Origin of the sequence: Streptococcus sp. KHUD_010, assembly GCF_040207525.1 — a bacterium.
Lineage (GTDB): Bacteria > Bacillota > Bacilli > Lactobacillales > Streptococcaceae > Streptococcus > Streptococcus hominis.
The window spans coordinates 1798696-1818189 of the sequence record NZ_CP157941.1; the positions used below are offsets into that span (position 1 = coordinate 1798696).

Consider the following 19494-nt stretch of genomic DNA (forward strand, 5'->3'; position numbering starts at 1 on the left):
AGTTAATTGGTTTTATCGTTTATACTTATTAAAAATAGTTTCCATAATAGGCAATTGCAAAAACCCTAAGGCTGCAAAGCCAACTAATACAAAAAGAGTAAAGCCCAGTAGCAATACAAATCCTGAACTAGAGAGTAAAAAGACAATTACAGCTAATAAGGCTATCATCAAAAAGAACCACAGAAAATGCAAACTCACCATGATCAGTCCTGTTTGTAATAGATCTTTTACCGTCATTTCAAACTTAGCTGCCAAAGGATAGACACATAAAAATAGCAAACTAGCAAAAATGATGACGCCGATACAGGTTGCTTTTAACATTTGAAATGGCATTGTTTCATGCTTCCAAAAAAGCAGGAGGTCAAATAGACTGATACCTACAATGCTGAGTTCTAGCAAACCAAGTTTGAAACCGACCTTCCAATTTTTCCTAAATGCCTGCACATAGGTTGCTGTTACTTTTATGCGTCGCGAATCTTTGATGACAAACAAAGTTTCATACAAGCTAATTTTGGCAATACCAATCGTAACAAGTGGTAGACAAGACAAAAGAAAGATGAGGTTCACAGTCACCAAATCTAATATTTTCTCACATATTCTCATAAAGAAATTATCTGTATCAAATATACTTCGTATTAACTGAGAACCTCTCTTTTCCATGGTTCTACCTCCTAATCAATTAGTTTAATCATTGAGCAAAACTTTTACGACACATTTTTTGACCTTATCACCTTTAGCAGCAAATCTATTGGGCTGATGTGGTTCGTTGGGCAAAAATGCAGCAAAATTCTGCTTGTCCAAATAAAGTGGATAGAGCTGCTCACAAATCACAAACCCAATATCCTTCTTTTTATCATACGATTCTCTTACTTCTTTTACTCTTGTGCCATATTGAATAACTTCATGACCTGCCAAAAGAAAATGTAAATCCAGATAATCTTGATGAAATTCAAATTCATCTGTCGTGTCAGAACACAATTCATTTTCCTGTACAAACAGAAATACTTTTTCTCCGGCAATCTCATACCGTCCCGAATCATAATCGTTTACATCGTGAGTTAAGAGATAATCAATAGCACAATCCAAATGCTTATGGATACCTTTGTAATGGGCGAGATTTTCCAATTCATCGAAAATCATTCGTTTTCCCTCCTTATCCTTTCACAGCTCCCATGGTAATACCTTGTGTGAAGGATTTTTGGAAGACAAGAAAGACGGTTACAATCGGAACAGCTGCCATAGCAGCACCAGCCATAATCAGACCATAGTTGGTCGCCATTTCAGCCTGCATCGTTGCTACCCCTAGTGAAATAGTTAGATTCTGCCGCGATGTCAGCATGACCAATTGCATAAAGTAGTCATTCCATGTGTTGATAAAGGTAAAAATGGCAAGGGCAGCAAAACCTGGTTTCACAATGCGTCAAACAACACATCTGGCGCTGTTCCTGCTTCAATAGCTGTTGTAATTTTTTCTGGACCAGATTTGAAGTCAATGGTTTCTAATTTCACTTTAATATCTGGATTAGCTTTTTCAAAAGCCTTGATAATTTCTTTTTCATACGTACCAACATCATCGCTGGCCTTTTTTTGCGTGAAAACTGGGAAAGCCCACCAAGTAATCTCTGTCTTGCCAGAAGAACTTCCTGAATCAGCTGATTTGTTTGAACCAGCTGAATTTCCACATGCTGCCAACGATAAAATAGCAGCCCCTGCAAACAACGAACAAAGTATTTTCTTCATTCTCATATTTTTTCTCCTTTTATTTTATCCTTTTATACGGATAGGATTGTTCCTAATTTTCACATACTGCCGCAACAAAGCGCTCTGTGATTTCTTTGGGACGCGTAATGGCACCACCGACCACAATTCCTCTGACACCTAGGTCATGAATGGTTTTCGCTTCACTTGGGTAGTGAATCTTTCCTTCTGCGATAACATCCAAACCTGCATCACACAATTTTTTTACCAAATCAAAATCTGGTCCCTCGCATTGCAGACTATAAGAGGTGTAACCTGACAAAGTTGTCCCTACAAAGTCCACACCTGCTTCTGCTGCAGCCACACCCTCTTCAAAGGTGCTCACATCTGCCATGAGCAATTGATAAGGATATTTTTCTTTCACTTGCTTGATGAAATCCGCAATTTTTAAACCATCAAAACGTTCCCGCTTTGTACAATCAAAAGCAATTACTTCAATATCCAGAGCTGCTAGTTCATCAATTTCTCGCATCGTTGCGGTAATAAATGGCTCTTGAGGTGGATAATCCCGCTTGATAATGCCGATGATCGGCAACGAAGTAACCTCTTTAATTTCCTTAATATCCCGAACACTATTAGCTCGAATGCCAACAGCCCCTCCTTGTTCAGCCGCTTTCACCAAAAGGGGAATAACTCCACCTGCTTCAGTATATAGCGGTTCGTGTGGCAAGGCTTGACAGGAAACAATGATGCCATTTTTTATTTTGGCAATCAGCTCGTCTTTTGTCATTTGTGCCATAGACAGCCTTCTCCTTTGCTATTGTAGATCAATTTTTAAAGCGCTTTCAATCTTACGATGTTATTATAACTATTTTTCAAAGCGCTTTCAACAATATCTGAGATTTTGGTTCTAATTTCTAATAACAATTACTTTTCTCTTAAATCTTGAAAGTAGTTTCAACCAGAACGATAGCTCTGTTAACATGACACTATAATCATTGCGGATTGCCTCTGAGGCATACAAAGACTGCATCTCTGTGAATGCTATCCCCCCAAGAATTGTCTAGAATGGAGACCCTATAATAGAATTAGCAAGGGAGAATGCTTTTTTTAGGAGTATCATCCAGAGTCGCTTTTGAATAAAAGTTTAAAATTTTCTCATTGCTGGTGTTCTTTTCGGTATTGTCCTGGCGTCTGTCTAAACATCTTCTCCTATCTACACGTATGCCAATTTACGAGGTAGCACAAAGTGTTGGATTTCCAAATAAAACTTACTTTTATGACAAATATCGTACCTATTTTGGACATTCCCCAAAAGACGAACGCAAATAAAAGGCAGAGACAATATTATCCCTGCCTTATTTTATAATAGCAAAAAGCTTTTGACGTAGTAGCTAATATCTAAATACTTCTTTAAAGTTACAGCAAAGCAAACCACTCCTTAGTCATTTTTCAAGCTTAGATGAGTATTTTTGATGAAAACTGCGTTTCTCTTCATTCACCACTTTGACAGCCCGAGAGGCTATTGAACAACTTTGCGAAGTTGAAACTACTGACTAAAAATTTTCAAATATTAGTTCTATCTCGCTTTTTTATTTTTACGACAAATCAGCGCTTAAAACAACTCTTTGTAAAGAGCAATCGTTTCTTCTAAGGTTGGCATAAATGGATTTCCTGGTGCACAAGCATCAATGAGTGCATTTTTAGAAAGGTATTCAAAGTCAAATTCCTCTTCTTTAATGTCCAGTTCTGTCAATTTTTTCGGAATGCCCACAGTTGCTGATAATTTTTCAATTTCAGAAATGGCATAATCAGCGCATTCTTTATCACTTTTACCTTCCGTATGGAGACCAAGAGCTTTTGCAACATTTCGGAATGCTTCTGGCACACGTTTTGCATTTTCACGCTCTACAACTGGTAAAAGCATGGCACAACAAACACCGTGAGGAAGATTGTAAACTGCTCCAAGTTGATGAGCCATAGAGTGTACATAACCTAGCCCAGCATTATTAAAGGCCATCCCACCTAGGAAAATCGCATTAACCATAGCTTCGCGTGCTTCAATGTCATGGCCTTTTTCAACAGCACGTGGCAAAAATTCTTTAATTAACTCAATTGCACCAATAGACAATTTTTTCGTTACATTATACGCACCTGGTGTTACCAAGGCTTCAACCGCATGTGTAAGAGCATCCATACCTGTTGCAGCTGTCAAAGCTTTTGGTTTTGAAATCATCAATTCTGGATCATTTACTGACAGGAGTGCAAGGCTATTCTTATCAACCATAACCATTTTCACTTTACGCTCTTCGTCAGTAATAACATAGTTAATCGTGATTTCAGCTGATGTTCCTGCTGTCGTATTGATTGCTACAACCGGCAAGCCTTTTTCTTTTGATTTGTGAACACCTTCGTAATCTTGCGGACGCCCGCCATTCGTTGCAAGAATTGAAATACTACTAGCAGCATCTTGTGGCGAACCACCACCAAGTGAAATAATAAAATCACAATTATTATCTTGCAAAACAGCTAAACCGTCTTCAACATTTTTTACAGTTGGATTTGGCTCAACATCACTAAAAACGACATACTCAATGCCTTCCTTATCAAGTGGTGCAGTTACCTTAGGTAAAATGTCACTGCTTGCAATATAATGGTCTGTCACCAAGAGAGCTTTCTTATACCCCAATTCTTTGATATGATCACCTATTTCATTAATCACACCACAACCAATAAGATTAACTGATGGAACATAAAATACTGACATTATATTTCCTCCTTATTTTTATAAATATCATCTATTTTAGAAACCGCTTACACAATTATATTATAACACTCATAATGCTTTTTGCAACATCAACTTTTCATTATTTTAGTATCAAATTTACAGATTCAAAACTTATCAGTCTATTATGATATTTTAGGGCAAAGAGAAGTATAAGATTTTCTGTATCCACAATGACATCGTCCATATCAAACACTAACAATTGAAACATGACCGCCCTCCTTTTTTCACAACTAGTTTACAGGAAAACACATACAATACCAAGCAAGAGAAAGAACACTCTCTCCAAATAGAAAAATCTCCCTACAAAAGCAGGGAGATGGTGACTGATAAACTGATTTAGGTCTAAAAATCTGAATACATTGTCTGTACAATGACGAACGATTCAAATCAGAACAAACTTTACTGTCTATTTACGACGTCCTGGACGTTCTGCATAGCCATAGTAGGCGTCAGCCATGATTTCTTCCATGTCAGTAACTATTGGCAAGCGTGGATTGGCTGGTGAACATTGGTCTTCATAAGCAAGAACGGCAATATCATGTAAGCTATCTTTCCAAGTTTTTTCATCAATACCTTGATCTTTAAAGTTCATCTTGATACCAACCGCTACACCAAGGTCATAAACAGCTTTAGCATACGCTTCAACCGCTTCTTCTGGTGTTGAGCAAGGAAGACCTAGCATACGAGCAATATCTTGGAATTTTTCATCAGCTTTCCAGTAATTGTACTTAGGCCATGTTGTAGTTTTAGATGGACGAGTTCCATTGTAACGGATAACATAAGGAAGTAAAATAGCATTTGTACGTCCGTGAATGGTGTGGTGAACAGCACCAATCTTATGCGCCATTGAGTGACTCATCCCAAGAAAAGCATTTGCAAAGGCCATACCAGCCATTGTAGAGGCATTGTGCATCTTTTCACGTGCTTCTGGGTCAGCTGTTTTTACAGATTTTTCCAAGTATTTGAAGACTAACTTGATGGTTTGAAGAGCAATACCATCTGTATAGTCATTGGCAAAGTTAGAAGTATAAGCTTCAGTTGCGTGTGTCAAGACATCCATACCTGTGTCAGCAGCAATAAATGCTGGAACAGATTCTACCAAAGCAGGATCAACAATTGCAATAGTTGGTGTCAAAGCGTAGTCAGTGATTGGGTATTTACGATTATTTGCCTTATCAGAGATAACTGCAAACGGTGTTACTTCCGAACCTGTACCAGATGTTGTTGGAATACCGATATATTGTGCTTTCTTACCAAGTGATGGGAATTTGAAGGCACGTTTGCGGATATCCATGAATTTTTGAACGAGGTCACCGAAGTCAACGTCTGGCTGTTCATAGAACATCCACATACCTTTAGCTGCATCCATTGGTGAACCACCACCAAGGGCAATGATAGTGTCTGGTTCAAACGAGCGCATTACTTCAACACCACGACGAACTGTTGTGATATCTGGATCTGGTTCAACATCTGAGAAAACTTGAATCGTGACTTTGTTTTTACGAAGATTCAATTGGTCAATCACACGTTGTACAAAACCGAGTTTTTCAATTGATTTATCGGTAACAATCATGACACGTTCGATACCTTCGCAAGTTTGAAGATATTGAATTGAGTTACGTTCGAAGTAGATTTTTGAAGGAACTTTAAACCATTGCATATTATTTCTACGTTTCCCTACTTTCTTGATGTTAAGAAGGTTGATAGCTGATACGTTATCACCAACTGAGTTGTGTCCGTATGAACCACATCCAAGTGTTAATGATGGAATGAAGGCGTTGTATACATCACCGATACCACCAAAGGTAGATGGAGAGTTCCAGATAATACGCATTGCCTTTATTTCCGTACCGAAACGTTTTGCAAGAGCTTCGTCTTTTGTATGGATAGCAGCTGAGTGTCCTAGACCATTAAATTCAACCATTTGACGAGCTTTTTTAAGTCCATCTTCAGTATCTTCCGCTTTCAAAACCGCAATAACAGGTGATAATTTTTCACGAGTCAATGGTTCTTTAATTCCAACTTCTGCACATTCAGCAGCCAAGATATTTGTACCTTCTGGTACTTTGAATCCTGCTTGCTCAGCAATCCATGTAGCTGGTTTACCAACAATATTTGGGTTCAATTTTGCACCAGCGCAGTTCTTGCTGTTGGCTTTTGCACCAAAACAGAATTCTTCCAAAAGCGCTTTCTCTTTTTTGTTGACAAAGTAAGTATGGTAAGATTTGAATTCTGTTACAAATTCATCATAGATTTCTTTATCAATGATCACAGCTTGCTCAGATGCACAGACCATACCATTATCAAATGATTTGGACATCACGATATCATGTGCTGCTTGGCGGATATTTGCTGATTTTTCAACGTAAGCTGGAACGTTACCAGCACCAACTCCAAGAGCAGGTTTGCCGCATGAATAAGCAGCTTTTACCATAGCATTCCCACCAGTCGCAAGAATGGTTGCAATACCTTCATGATTCATCAAAGCTGTTGTAGCTTCCATAGATGGTTGAGTAATCCATTGAACACAGTTTTCAGGTGCACCTGCTGCAATCGCTGCATCACGTACGATTTGTGCCGCATGAGCAGAAGATTCTTGAGCAGATGGGTGGAAAGCAAAGATAATTGGATTACGCGTTTTCAGCGAAATCAATGATTTGAAAATCGCTGTTGAAGTTGGGTTGGTCGTTGGAGTGATTCCGCAGATTACTCCGACTGGTTCAGCAATTTTCGTTAAACCTGTAATAGGATCATCTTCAATCACACCAACAGTTTTAACACCACGCATATTGTTAACAACGTGTTCGCAGGCAAAGAGGTTCTTTGTTGCTTTGTCTTCAAAGACACCGCGACCTGTTTCTTTAACAGCATGTTCTGCTAAGATACCATGTGCATCAAGAGCAGCAACTGAAGCTTTTGCAACAATGTAGTCTACTTGTTCTTGATTTAATTTTCTCATTTCTTCCAGAGCAACTAGCCCTTTTTGAACAAGTTCGTCAACATGCTTTTCAGCAGCTAACTTTTTTTCTTCGGGAGTTAATGTTTTTTTATCAGCCATGTGTTCCTCCAATGGTTCTCAGGATTTTTACAAATCCTTTGTTAATTTTTTCACAAGATTATTATACCTTATTTTCTTTATCTTGTAAACACTTTCAAGTAAACTTCACAAACTTTTTCTTTTATATTGTGAATTTGTTTCAAAATATGAGTTTTCTACTATATTTTAAAACATTGTTTGTGAAGTTTAAAACTTAAAATTATATATTTCACATACTTTTTCAAGATTTCCAAAAACAAAAGTTATGTAAAAAAGAGCATTTTTGCTGTGTATTCCTACACCCTCGTTCTACCCTACTATCTTTTTAAAGCACACAAAAGTCATGAATCGCAAGGCAATCCATGACTTCTAATTATTACTATTATTTCTTCACTGTTCCTTTTTTCACAGCTTCATCAATGGCTTGTTTGACGGTTTGTGCATAGAGTTCACCGCCCTTGGTGATCGTTGTTGTCTCCGAGCCAAAGTGCACATAGTCAGTTCCATACCAAATTTCTGGGTGTTGGATAGCAGTTTGATACCAATCCGCTACAAATACATAATCGTATTTTTTCGCCAATTCCAATTCATACTGACGTGTTTTTACAGCGATACTGGTCCCATCATGCGCTGTGCGTCCGTCATAAGGCGTTACCAAGATTAAGCGATGACCTTTCGGTAATTTTGCAATAAATTGATTGAGCAGACTTTCATAGTTATCAACCGTATTGGTTCCCAAGGCTAAGACCACTGTTTCCAGAAGTACTTTGTTTGAAATATCAATTTGATAGACTTGCAAGCCCGATTCTAAGTTTCGACTGACCGCTGCATCCACTTGAATTTCCGGCATAGCCTGCTTGAGCCATTCACTTGCTCGCAAAGCTACCGAATCTCCGATAACGGTCGTACCCTTTGCTACATTGTATTGACTGGCACTCACATTATCAGCTTGGGTACGAGTGATCTGCATTTTACTGTCAGCTTGATTTAACCCATTGACGAGCAAATTTTCTTCAAAAGCACCAATTTTCGGAGCAGTCATGATCATGACAAAAGCAACCAGTGTTAATGGAATCAAACTATAAAATACAGGCGTTGTGATTTGCTTGATGTCCATCTTCAAGCCAAATACTTTTGGCTCTCTACCTGCTAATGTCGGCTCCAACAGATAGAAAGAGAAAGCCGCCAAGGCAAAGGAAAGCACGGTTGTCAATAGAACTGCCCATCCATTGCCCATCAATTGGGAAAAGATGATGTAAAACGGCCAATGGAACAAATACACGCCGTAACTCGTATCTGCAATAAATGTGATAACAGGCGGCTCATCAACATGCGGCGTTTTATCGTGGAGCACACGCGTTGCCAAAATCATCACGACTGAAAATACCGTTGCCAAAAGGAAACCAAACAGATAAGTCAATAAATTATCAAATCTTAGGAGGAACATTAATAACAGCAAAGCTGCAAAACTACCACCAAGTAGATAGAAGGTCTTTTTTAAATCAAGCGCCTGCTCCATTTTACGAAAAGGTGCCCCTAAATCACTCACACCTGAAAGTGTCGCTAAGATACTTCCTGCAAAAAACGGGAAGATATGCGTGAAACTTGAAAAGTAAATCACAGAAAAGTTTGAAACGAAGAAGCTTCTGACAAACATAGAAAGAAAACTAATCAAGAAGAAAGCGAACGAAACGAGAAAGATAATCCCTCGAAATTGCCCGACTGTTTTACTTTTCTTAGCTAAATACCATGTCGCCAAGCCCCACAAGATATAGTAATGCATTTCCAACGCCAAGCTCCATGTGTGCACAAAGAGATGTTGGATAAATTGACTCTCGTAATTTCCACCAGACAAAATTTCATAAAAATTTGTCACAAAGCCGAGCGCAGCAGCGATTTGCGTCCCAATACCAGCCACAAAATCCTTCCGAATTAGCAAGGTAAAGGGCATGATAATCAAAATCATAAAGACAAGCGGTGGCACAATCCGATAAAAGCGACGTCTTAAGAATCCTTTAACATCAATTTCCTTGTTTCTGGAAAATTCATCAATTAAAAGAGACGTAATCAAAAAGCCTGAGAAAGTGAAGAAAATATCCACACCAATAAACCCACCAGGAAAAGCTTTCTGGAAGAAATGATAGAGCAGAACTAGGAGTAATCCTGTAATCCTCACTAATGAAAACCATTTAATGCGCATTTTGATAAATCCCCTGTTTAAACTTTCCCTTGTAGACAACATTATTTTCTGTTGTTAATTTGCCTTGCCCCTCAGGCTGTCCATTCACAAAGTTGCCTTCATACTTCCAACCAGCTTTAGCTGTAAAGGTTCCCTTCCCATTAAAGATACCGTTCTTAAAATTACCTTTATAAATATCCCCATTTTTAAAGGTTAAGGTTCCTTGACCATTCATTTTACCACGAACAAGGCTGCCATTATATTTGATTGCTCCTTTATCCAAGGTCAATGCCCCTTGACTGGGAATACCTGATGTAAAAGCCACCATCGCTGATAGGACAATAACCGTTACTGCTAGCAATTCCAAGTTATGCCTTGTGAGATAAATTTTGTACTTTTCGTAAAATTCTTTTAATGTATCCATTCTCTCCACTAATCTTCGCTCTTCACGCGCTCAATCCATTTCTGACAACCTGCCAAAATAAGCCGATAAGTCTCGTCAAAATCACCTGTGTACCAAGGATCTGGCACACTTCTCTCTTCAAATTGAAATACTTTCTCCAAATATTTTCTCGGTGCAATTTTCCTCAAATCTTGAAAATTGGATTTATCCATTCCGATAATATAATCAAAGTCTACAAAATCCTGCTGTGAAATTTGTTGAGAAGTTTTGCTTTTATCGTAAGGAATGGCATATTTCTTAAAAATCGCCTGCGTTCCAGAGTGGATTGGATTGCCATGCTCCCAGTCTGAAGTCGCCCGACTTTCAACATAAACATCATCTGTCAAATCTTTCATCACAAACTCTGCCATCGGACTGCGACAGATATTTCCCAAGCAAACAAACACAATTTTCTTCATAGCATAGACCTCTTTACTATTATAACAAAATCTAAAAAAATAGGAATTTAAACCCTTGAGATTTTTTGAAAAACTTCATTTTTTCAATTTAGAAACTGTTATCTTCGTATACAAACAAAAAGAGTTTGGGACAAAAGTGTTTTAACTCACTCTAACAAGCAGAGTTCTGTTCGCTAATAGTCTCTGCTTTTTAGTTTTGAGTGCTTCGTTTGTTATATTTCAGTAGGTTATTGGCCATGAGAACCAAGCCCATGTCAATTTTAACCTGACGTCTGCCTCTGAGATTACACCGTTTGTACCCCAAACAAGCCTTTATCTGACCAAAGACAGATTCCACATCAACTTTACGTTGGGCAAAGATGTGACTGCCTTCGTCAGATAAAAGCGCTTGGCTTTCTTTTCGTTTTAAGACTTGATATTGCTCATTGACATAAAGTCCCTTTTGCGGAGCCAAGTCAGGTTGTTCTGCCTTATAATCCCTGATTTCCTGCTTGAAACCTGTCGTGGTATGGCTGTGTTTGAGGTGGTCAAACTGGTATACCCAACCCTCTAGATGGGTACAGGAATCAGCTGTTCCATCGTAAGTCCAGTTAGCCAAATTCCTATTAGATTCTTTGTGTTTTTTCTTCTGTTCCTTGTCAAAAAGACCATATTTAATCAAGTGGTCAACGCCCATCCTATCCAAGGTGAGAAGCTTCTCTTCGCTACCATAGCCCGCATCGGCGACAACCCTTTTTAACTTATGTGGATACGTTTCTAAAAAAGCAAGATCGTTCTGGTATCTGTTGGATTTGGATAGATATCATAGTGAAGGACGAACTGATTTTCAGTGGCGATTTGTAGATTGTAGCCAGGTTTGAGTTGTCCATTTCTCATAGGATCTTCTTTCATTCTCATGAAAGTCGCATCATGATCCGTCTTAGAAAAACTCTTTCGACCTTGGAAGGTCTCTTGATAAATCTCGTATTTTTCGGTCCGCACTGAAAAGTCATCCTTGACTTTACGCAGGACTTTCTTGAGCTTGCGGCGTTTGGTCTTACGCTCGTACTTACCTTTAACTGGTGTTTCCTCAATGTCTTGGCTCAGTCCAGCCAATTCTTCTTCAAGAAGTTGAGCGAACTCAGTCAACTGTTCTGAGGAGATGGACTCTTGTGTATCCAGTTCAATAGCTTGATGGATAAGAGGGGTGATTTCTTCTTGGAAATAGACCTGCATCTGTTCTTGAAGTTTAGCGGAGAATTTCTCTGTCGCTTTCTTCCAAACGAAGCTGTACTTATTGACGTTGGCCTCAATCTTAGTGCCATCAATGTAGAGACCATCAAGTGTTACCAATTTTTCCATTTTCAACTGAAGATTGAGCTCGATAAAGAGTTCTCGCAGCAGATTTTCCATCCCGGCAGCTACACGGAAACGGTTGATGGTCCGATAGCTGACAACCAACTGCCCTGTCAAGTACTGCATGGCTAGATTTTCTGCCATCATCTTTTCAATCTTACGGCCAGAGAAATTTCTTTGGGAATAAGCAAAGAGGAGGGCAGACAGAAGTAACTTTGGGTGATAGGAAGGGCGACCAAAATCATGTAGAAAGCCTGAAACTGACCGTCTTCTAGTGCATTGACGACCTTTTCGATAGTGAAGACGATGTGGCCTTGGGGCAAGACACAAGCAAGTTCTAGTGGCAAAGTTGTCTGATTTATGTTATAGTGAATGTGCATGAGATAGCCTTTCCATGAGATAGCTTTTCTAAATGGTTTATTAAGCAATTCTATTTTACCAAGACTATCGCAACCATGCAAAAAGCAACGGCAAAACCGTTGCTTCAGATTGAAGACAAAGTCCTAAGAACAGAAGTTTCTAAGGGCTTTTCTTTTTGTAAAGTCGTATAATAGAGGTAAGAAAAGTTGTGAGGTGCTTGCTATGTTTCACAAAGAAAAACCTGATTATAATCGCTGCCAATATGGCTTCTATACGATAGATGAATTGGTTCCAGAAGATCACTTTATTCGCCAAGTGGAAGCAGAGGTTGATTTCGACTTTATCTATGACTTGGTTGAAGAAACGTATAGCCCCGATCAAGGTCGTCCCAGTCTAGATCCCGTCATGTTGGTCAAGATCCCTTTGATTCAATGTTTTTATGGCATTCGCTCCATGCGCCAAACCATTAAAGACATTGAAGTAAACGTAGCTTATCGTTGGTTTCTTGGACTAAGCTTGGATGACAAGGTGCCTCATTTTACTACATATGGAAAGAATTACAGCCGTCGTTTTCAAGATAAAGCACTGATTACTGAGATATTTTCACACGTACTCCATCAAGCTTTATGTGCTGGTTTGATTGATTCTTCTGAAATATTTGTGGATGGTACCCCTATCAAAGCGGCAGCTAACAGTCACAAGTATCATAGAGAAATGGTTGCCCAACAAGCTACATTTATGAGGGAGCAATTGGAAGTTGAGATTGATTTAGATAGGAGAAAACACGAAAAAAGGGAGTAAAAGGGAAGTTAAGACCCAGTAATTTTGTTTACGATTCCTATTATGACTGTTACCTCTGTCCAGAGAACCAAGTATTAACCTATCGCACGACGACCCGAGCAGGCTACCGTGAGTATAAGAGTAATCCAACAGTATGTGTCGCCTGTCCCCTATTATCCGTTTGTACTCGAAGCCAGAATCAACAGAAAGTCATCACAAGACATATATGGAAAGATGCGCTTGAATTTTGTGAAGAGATTCGGCACCAAAAAGGGATGAAGGAGCTCTATAAGAAGCGCAAAGAAACAATCGAGCGACTCTTTGGAACCGCCAAAGAATACCACAACCTCCGTTATACAAGAGAGAAAGGCAAGTCCAAGATGGAAGATAAGGTTGGGCTTACTTTGGCGTGTTTGAATCTCAAAAAACTAGTAAAAATAAGGGTGGGTAAGCCTTTTTATTTTGTTCTAAATCCAATTTTTGGATGGAATATCAGATGATGAGACAAAATATTTTTGAAAATACAAAAAGACAAACGCCAAAAATGACGTTTGTCTACGTTCTGAAGTAACGGCAAAACCGTTGCTTTTTTTGATAGAATCGAGACATTATTGTCTCAGGCTCTCAAATTGCGCATATAATTATTAGTGAATCAACGACACTCTAAGTTGACCGTCTGCTGCGCCTGCCTTTTCTCACTTTTCGAGAATGAAATCCCCAGCCAACCACCACTAAAAGCAACACAACACTACTCCCCATGATTTGCCAAAAATCGTTACTTGATTCTGTTTTATGATTTTTTATTGTTTTTGGAGTAACTACTCGATGACCTCTTACCAACAATCGATGAGTATTCACACCATAAGGCGTACAGGTAACAAGGGTACAGTAATCCTGATTTGGATCAATCTTCAAGGCTGAAATCTCTTCTGGTTTAACTGTCAAAATTTGATCCACTTTATAAGTTAAAGTTTTACCTAATACATGAATCATAAACCTATCGCCATTTTTCAAATGGTTAAGATTAGTAAATAGATTAGCAGAGGGCAAACCACGATGTCCAGAAATAACAGAGTGCGTCCCTTTCCCACCTACTGGAAATGAAGTCCCAGGGATATGCCCAATTGCTATTTCTAAAATAGCTTCATCAGTCCCATGATAGATAGGCATAGTCGTCTTTAGCTTAGGAATCTCAACATAAGCCATAATGCCCGTACCTGTGACATCCAAGATATGATTATACGTTTCTATTTCGGACTTTGTCAGATTTAAAAGGGGGGTTACTCCTGTCGCTAAAGTTTTATTATAAGCATGAGCAGCAGATAGCATTTCCTCTTCTTTACTCTGCTTCATATCTGCTACATGATGCTTATAAGATGCGATTGCTTCCGACTGATGATAAGAATTCCAGATATTGCTAAGTGTAGGATATAGGAGTAATGATAACCCACTTAACAAGATGATAACTAATATAAAAGTAATAAAGTGTTTTTTAATAAAAGTAATCATGTTAAATGAGTTCTCCTTGTATAGCAAATAAAAGAGATAGAAGCAATTTGTCCATCTCTTTTGCTTGAGTCTGTCTCAAACTCTAAATCATTTTGTATTCATACGCTTTCTTACGATAAGCAAAGCACCTGAACCAAGAACTAAGATTGTTCCAACAGCATAAAGAATTGTTGTCCCAATGCTACCTGTTGACGGGAGGATTGAACCTTTTTTATTGACAACATTTGCGGTCAATGAGCCATCAGTGATATTGCTAGTAAATGTTAGCTTATTCGTAGAAGTTGCTGTAGCCGTTAAAGATTTCAAGGTTGGATTATCAGATGTGCGATCCATTTCAGCAGAAATTTTAAATTCTACGTCTGCAATCGTATTATATCCAGCAGGAGTTTGGGTTTCAGAAAGTTTATAATCACCTGCGCTGAGTCCTTTAAAAGTAAAGGTCGTTGTTTCTCCAGCGGCAATTTCTGTTACTTTCGTATACTTTCCAGTAGCATCTTTCTTATAAAGTGTGAAACCTGCACCTTTCAAAGGAGTTTGTTTATCTTGGTCAACTTTATTGATAACTACTTGATAAGTAAAGACAACAACTTTATCTTTTGGCGTTTCACCTTTGCTACCACCACCTGTACTATTTGGGTCATTTGAATAAATCAAACTAGCTGTATTTGAATTTCCAGTTGAACCAATCACAGCTTGGTCGTTTAATTTTGCAGTATAACGAACGACGATTTTAGAATCTTTTGTAATGGTAACAGCTTGCCCTTTGTCATCTGTCGTAACAGTCTTCAAATCGTTGATTGTATAACTTGCACCATTTGAATCAATAGTAAACTTACTTGTAACTTCTTGTTCATTATTACTATTGATAACATAAACTTTCGCATCTTTATTATAAGTCAAACCTGCCGATAAAGTATCATTAAATGAAAGATGATATTCTTTATAAGAGTCGTAGTTACTTGGCAGCGTTGCAGTTAATTGGAATGGAACAGAAGCTCCAATAGCATAATCAACTGCATCATGGTAGCCATTTGTATCTTGCACTTTTTTCTCGATAGTTGGAACATCAGCCTTTAGATTTGCTTGTGTATCTTTCACAACTTCTAAAATGAAGCGTGTGTATGAGCTAGCTTTTCCATCTTGAGAACCACTTTTGTCTTTAATCAAGTAGTAACCAGCAGCCAAGCCTGAAAAAGTAGTTGTTCCAGCTGTACTCGTTACTGTAGCAGCAGGATTTTGTAAATATGGAGCAACATCTTGAGCAAATTTTTGAGCTTCTGCAGCATCTTTTGCTTTTCCATCTAAGCTCTCTGCCTTGACACTCGCATCGCCAAGAGCAGTTTGCCCGGCAGCACTAACTCCTGATCCCCATTTAATGTTAGAAAGAGTGCTTCCAGACAAATCACCAGCAAAAATTTGGTAGGCTTCATAAGTATGTCCAGTAGTTGTTCCATTTAAAGTGACTGTATAGCTATCCGCCAAAACTTTACCACCAGTGAAGACGGCTAGTACAGCAGCTAGGGCCGCTAAAATATATTTTATGTGTTTCATTTTTTCTCCTTTTATTAACCTTACAATAGCAACTTTAATAATTTACTATGTGTCTATCCGTTAACTTTTCGTTTATGATAGAAACGGTAAGTCAACACAGCAACTGCACCTACTACCAAAGCTGAACCTAGCATTAGATAGATCCCAATGCCTGTTCCTCCAGTTCTTGGCAAACTATATTGCTTAGGAGTTGGATTTTTAGTTGTATTCGTTTTTACAGTGTTATTTCCAGTAATGACTTGAGCAGTGTTTTCAATTTTATCTTGATCAACTTTGTCATCAACTTTAACCTTGAATTTCACTGTCCAGGTTTCATTTGCAGCTACATTCTTAGTCCAAGTAACTTTACCGTCCGCATAAGTTCCAGCATTATCTGCCGAATTTTCAACATAGGTTGTGTGTTCAGGGATTGCATCCGTAATAGTGACATCCTGAGCTTGTCCTGTTGTATTTTGATAAGTTACAGTATATGTCAATTCCTGTCCACGTTTTACTTCTTGACCATCAATGCTAGTGCCCTTAGTATCCAAGACATCTTTGACTGGTTTTTTAGGAGTTGGATTATGGGTTGGATTTGTATCAATTTTTTGTAGACCATCATCCACATGTCCTGTATTTTCTATAGCTTTACCATTTACATCATCATTAACTTTTACTTGGAAAGTCACTTTTAAAGTAGTGTCTTTAGCAACCGTTTTTTTCCATGTCAATTTCCCGTCTGCATAGACACCATCATTATCTGCGGAGCCATTAACATAAGTTGTTGATTTTGGAATTGTATCTGTAATAGTTACTTCACGATCGCTATCCGTCGTATTTGTATAACTAATTGTATAAGTTAGAACATCGCCAGGCTTAACGCTTTGACCATTAATACTAGTCCCGGCTGTATCGGTAACATCCTTTACTGGTTTAGCATACTCTTCAATCACCCAAATTCCGATAAAATGAGCATCCTTGTTGTTAATGACTTCTGATTCTTTGTCGTAGCCTTTAAAGACCCAATTTCCTTCTGGTACACTGACTTTTTGGATATTATTCTTTGGTGGGTCAGGTGTAACCGTTGTTCCATTTGGAATATCTAATTGAGCCGGTGGAAGTAAATCCAAAACAGATTGCGGTAGTTCTTTACCTAGTGTTCCGCTTCGATATTCGTGTGTTTTCTTAAAAAGTACCTGTGTTTTAACCGTATTAGAGTAGGACGGAACATTATCTAGAATTTGTTCAGCTCGATTTTCAATATCTGAACCATTTTGCTCAATTTTACTATTAGTTACCGTCTTATAAGTGATAACATAATTTTTACCACCGTTCCCTTTAGCTAGATACTTAGCTGCTGGAGTCACCGTGACAGTTTGTCCAGAAACATCTACAGTATAATCTTCTCCTTCTATTAATGTCTTACCATCTAAAACAACACTTAAACTTTTAAAATCGAGCCGTTCATCAAAGGTGTCTGCCATCTTCATACTATCCAGATTCCCAATCAAGTCAACCCCTGGAACTGGAGCAGTATAATTTACTGTATAATTAATCTCTTGCCCAGACTTAGCAGTCACTTTTTCAGTACTGACTGTTTTAACAGGTGGAGCCGCGGGTACTTCAGTATAAATCCCAAAGAGACCTCCGCAACTTGCAGTTGTTCCATAGGAAAATGTCATTGTATTGTTAACTGACCGTACTGCAAGACCTGTTTTATTATGTTCGTCCCAGTCATTGCTTGTTCCATTAGGATCAGTAGGGGTCCAAGTAATATTACCTCCAGACGCTACTTCTGCCAAGTTGTTGGCATTATTGGTTACTATCTTTGCAATAGTACTAGTAGCATTTTCCAATGCAAAAGATTCTTTAAGGGTTTGTCCATGGATATTACTGATGACATCAATATCAGATGGTGTCATAACTAATTTTAAATCACAGGGGGTTCCATCTTGATATCGCAACTCAGCTGTAACATTAGCGTTGATCCAGTAAGATTGATAGATATCATGTGTCACCGTTGGATGATTTGGATAAATATAATCCATAATTTGAATGGATTTTGTGCCCCAATTTTCATCTACCGTTAAGAAAGGAACTACTGTTTTTGATGAGTTATTATAGTCAGCATTCTTTTCAGCTAGATTAGCTGTAACATTATTAACCTTAACGTAGACATCAACCACTTTACCATAAACAATACCAGCATTTTTAAATCGTAGTGTTATCGTATTTGGAAAAGACTGGCTATTTTGATTCTTATCTACCTTCAAAGAAAAAACTGTGCTTTCTTTCCAAGAGCCATTAGCAGGAACAACATCCTTAACTACAGCTGCATTCTGGTTAAGGACTTCCATATTATCCTGTCTCAAAGTAAATTGGTACAAGTTTATCTTAGATAAATCTGTGTCGTCTTTAATCCGCGAAATTGCCATAGTATTCTGCGCAGAAAAAACCAATAAAAGAAAACTGAAAACCGCTATGGCTGTCATAGCAATTCTTTTTCCTATTGACTTGAACATGAACTTTGTCTCCTATTTATTCTTTAACTGTATCTCTTATTATTGCGGATAATTAAATATCTATTTTATTATACTGCAATAACCTTCATCAGTCAATAGTTATATCTTAGAATGTTTACATTTTGTAAACTTCTTATGTCTTTTTTCTAATTTTTATATAATTTTTTCAAAAAAGCAAAAAAAGCCGCCGATTGGGCGACTCTTATAGGGAGATTATTATGAAAAAGAAAAGTTTTTAGGAGTTCAAGTTAAGCTTTTCTCAACTTGTGATTATAGTATAACGCCATTGACTTAAATTTTTCTTAAAGATTTTACCTTTTTCTAAAAAATTTTAAAGAAATTCGATTTGAAGCTTACTCCACTTCTTCTGCCACTCTTTTTTCTGTATTCTCTTATTATAAAGTTGTCTCCTACTTATATCTTCTAGGAAATGTGGAGTGGGCTGAACATAAAAATGGAAGATATCATCTAAACCGTAAGGAGCAAAAAGTTCCAACTGGCCATTCTCCAGCAAACGCAACCCCACAGCTGTACATCGCTCTGGATATTTACTCATGGCGTCTTGTGAGCTAGTATAGGGGTGCGTATTGGGACTGTGGAGATGCATATAGACTTGATTCTTTACTTCCCAATGGTAATGTGGAAATTCTCGCTTGAGCCGATTTTCAATGTTGAGTGTTTCCTCATAAGAAACATCTGGGTCAAAGAAAATCACATCCACATCCGTCTCTGTATCAAAGCCGGGCTTGTCCGACAGGATATTCCAGATGAAATTTCGCACCGAACCAGCACAAAGCCAGCTGTCTTTCAATTTCAAGTCATAGATAATCTGTAAGATAGTCATCATATCTCGGTCTGATGAAAACGCATGTAAAATCTCTTTTTCGGACAGCAT

Annotated in this window: 14 protein-coding genes and 5 pseudogenes; 3 read left to right on the forward strand and 16 right to left on the reverse strand. The window is 38.2% G+C overall.

Going from position 1 to position 19494, the window contains the following annotated elements; translation table 11 throughout:
• Positions 1-12 precede the first annotated feature (12 nt).
• The 5 genes and pseudogenes from ABKA15_RS08865 to ABKA15_RS08885 all read right to left on the reverse strand — a co-directional run bounded on the left by ABKA15_RS08865 (position 13) and on the right by ABKA15_RS08885 (position 2497).
• The gene (locus ABKA15_RS08865; RefSeq protein ID WP_049511855.1) at positions 13-660 is read right to left on the reverse strand and encodes a DUF624 domain-containing protein; all 648 of its coding nucleotides are present in this window, start codon (positions 658-660) and stop codon (positions 13-15) included.
• 24 nt (positions 661-684) lie between these two features.
• Positions 685-1140 carry a YhcH/YjgK/YiaL family protein gene (locus ABKA15_RS08870; protein WP_049511853.1) on the reverse strand — a complete coding sequence of 152 codons (456 nt, stop codon included), beginning with the start codon at positions 1138-1140 and terminating at the stop codon, positions 685-687.
• 13 nt (positions 1141-1153) lie between these two features.
• A pseudogene (locus ABKA15_RS08875) lies at positions 1154-1417 on the reverse strand (carbohydrate ABC transporter permease); the annotation flags it as partial.
• Positions 1417-1746 (reverse strand): annotated as a pseudogene (locus tag ABKA15_RS08880) (ABC transporter substrate-binding protein); the annotation flags it as partial. The pseudogenes ABKA15_RS08880 and ABKA15_RS08875, both read right to left, overlap by 1 nt.
• 46 nt (positions 1747-1792) lie before the next feature.
• Positions 1793-2497, reverse strand: a complete 705-nt coding sequence (locus tag ABKA15_RS08885) for an N-acetylmannosamine-6-phosphate 2-epimerase (protein ID WP_049511846.1) — start codon at positions 2495-2497, stop codon at positions 1793-1795.
• Positions 2498-2922: 425 nt separating this feature from the next.
• On the opposite strand from ABKA15_RS08885, the gene ABKA15_RS08890 reads away from it, so the two are divergent.
• Positions 2923-3030, forward strand: a complete 108-nt coding sequence (locus ABKA15_RS08890) for a helix-turn-helix domain-containing protein (RefSeq protein WP_106388128.1) — start codon at positions 2923-2925, stop codon at positions 3028-3030.
• A 283-nt stretch (positions 3031-3313) separates the two neighbouring features.
• Here the strand turns inward: ABKA15_RS08890 and ABKA15_RS08895 are convergent, their stop codons facing one another.
• The 7 genes and pseudogenes from ABKA15_RS08895 to ABKA15_RS08925 all read right to left on the reverse strand — a co-directional run bounded on the left by ABKA15_RS08895 (position 3314) and on the right by ABKA15_RS08925 (position 12228).
• Positions 3314-4465 (reverse strand): iron-containing alcohol dehydrogenase, encoded by a 1152-nt coding sequence (locus ABKA15_RS08895; RefSeq protein WP_049511845.1) that lies wholly within the window; start codon positions 4463-4465, stop codon positions 3314-3316.
• A 427-nt stretch (positions 4466-4892) separates the two neighbouring features.
• Positions 4893-7544, reverse strand: a complete 2652-nt coding sequence (gene adhE / locus ABKA15_RS08900; RefSeq protein WP_049511844.1) for a bifunctional acetaldehyde-CoA/alcohol dehydrogenase — start codon at positions 7542-7544, stop codon at positions 4893-4895.
• Between the two features lie 361 nt (positions 7545-7905).
• Positions 7906-9723: an acyltransferase family protein gene (locus ABKA15_RS08905; RefSeq protein WP_350015348.1), complete on the reverse strand. Its 1818-nt coding sequence runs from the start codon at positions 9721-9723 to the stop codon at positions 7906-7908.
• Positions 9713-10126, reverse strand: a complete 414-nt coding sequence (locus ABKA15_RS08910; protein ID WP_049511842.1) for an MORN repeat-containing protein — start codon at positions 10124-10126, stop codon at positions 9713-9715. The genes ABKA15_RS08905 and ABKA15_RS08910 overlap by 11 nt, the downstream gene beginning before the upstream one ends.
• An 8-nt stretch (positions 10127-10134) precedes the next feature.
• Positions 10135-10563, reverse strand: coding sequence for a low molecular weight protein-tyrosine-phosphatase (locus ABKA15_RS08915; protein WP_049511841.1), 429 nt, complete (start codon positions 10561-10563; stop codon positions 10135-10137).
• Between the two features lie 190 nt (positions 10564-10753).
• A pseudogene (locus tag ABKA15_RS08920) lies at positions 10754-11269 on the reverse strand (transposase); the annotation flags it as partial.
• Between the two features lie 50 nt (positions 11270-11319).
• Positions 11320-12228, reverse strand: coding sequence for a transposase (locus ABKA15_RS08925; RefSeq protein WP_350015349.1), 909 nt, complete (start codon positions 12226-12228; stop codon positions 11320-11322).
• 10 nt (positions 12229-12238) lie between these two features.
• On the opposite strand from ABKA15_RS08925, the pseudogene ABKA15_RS08930 reads away from it, so the two are divergent.
• Both ABKA15_RS08930 and ABKA15_RS08935 read left to right on the forward strand, forming a co-directional pair.
• A pseudogene (locus ABKA15_RS08930) lies at positions 12239-12449 on the forward strand (hypothetical protein).
• A gap of 31 nt (positions 12450-12480) precedes the next feature.
• Positions 12481-13538 (forward strand): annotated as a pseudogene (locus tag ABKA15_RS08935) (IS1182 family transposase).
• A 163-nt stretch (positions 13539-13701) separates the two neighbouring features.
• Here the strand turns inward: ABKA15_RS08935 and ABKA15_RS08940 are convergent.
• The 4 genes from ABKA15_RS08940 to ABKA15_RS08955 form a co-directional block, all read right to left on the reverse strand.
• Positions 13702-14547, reverse strand: coding sequence for a class C sortase (locus tag ABKA15_RS08940; protein ID WP_003028548.1), 846 nt, complete (start codon positions 14545-14547; stop codon positions 13702-13704).
• A gap of 87 nt (positions 14548-14634) precedes the next feature.
• Entirely contained in the window at positions 14635-16098 is a 1464-nt protein-coding gene (locus ABKA15_RS08945; protein WP_049514689.1) for a SpaH/EbpB family LPXTG-anchored major pilin, read from the reverse strand.
• A 53-nt stretch (positions 16099-16151) separates the two neighbouring features.
• A complete protein-coding gene (locus tag ABKA15_RS08950; RefSeq protein ID WP_106387814.1) occupies positions 16152-18599 on the reverse strand; it encodes an Sgo0707 family adhesin in 2448 nt (815 codons plus the stop codon).
• A 331-nt stretch (positions 18600-18930) separates the two neighbouring features.
• Positions 18931-19494, reverse strand: a complete 564-nt coding sequence (locus ABKA15_RS08955; RefSeq protein WP_049514687.1) for a nucleotidyltransferase family protein — start codon at positions 19492-19494, stop codon at positions 18931-18933.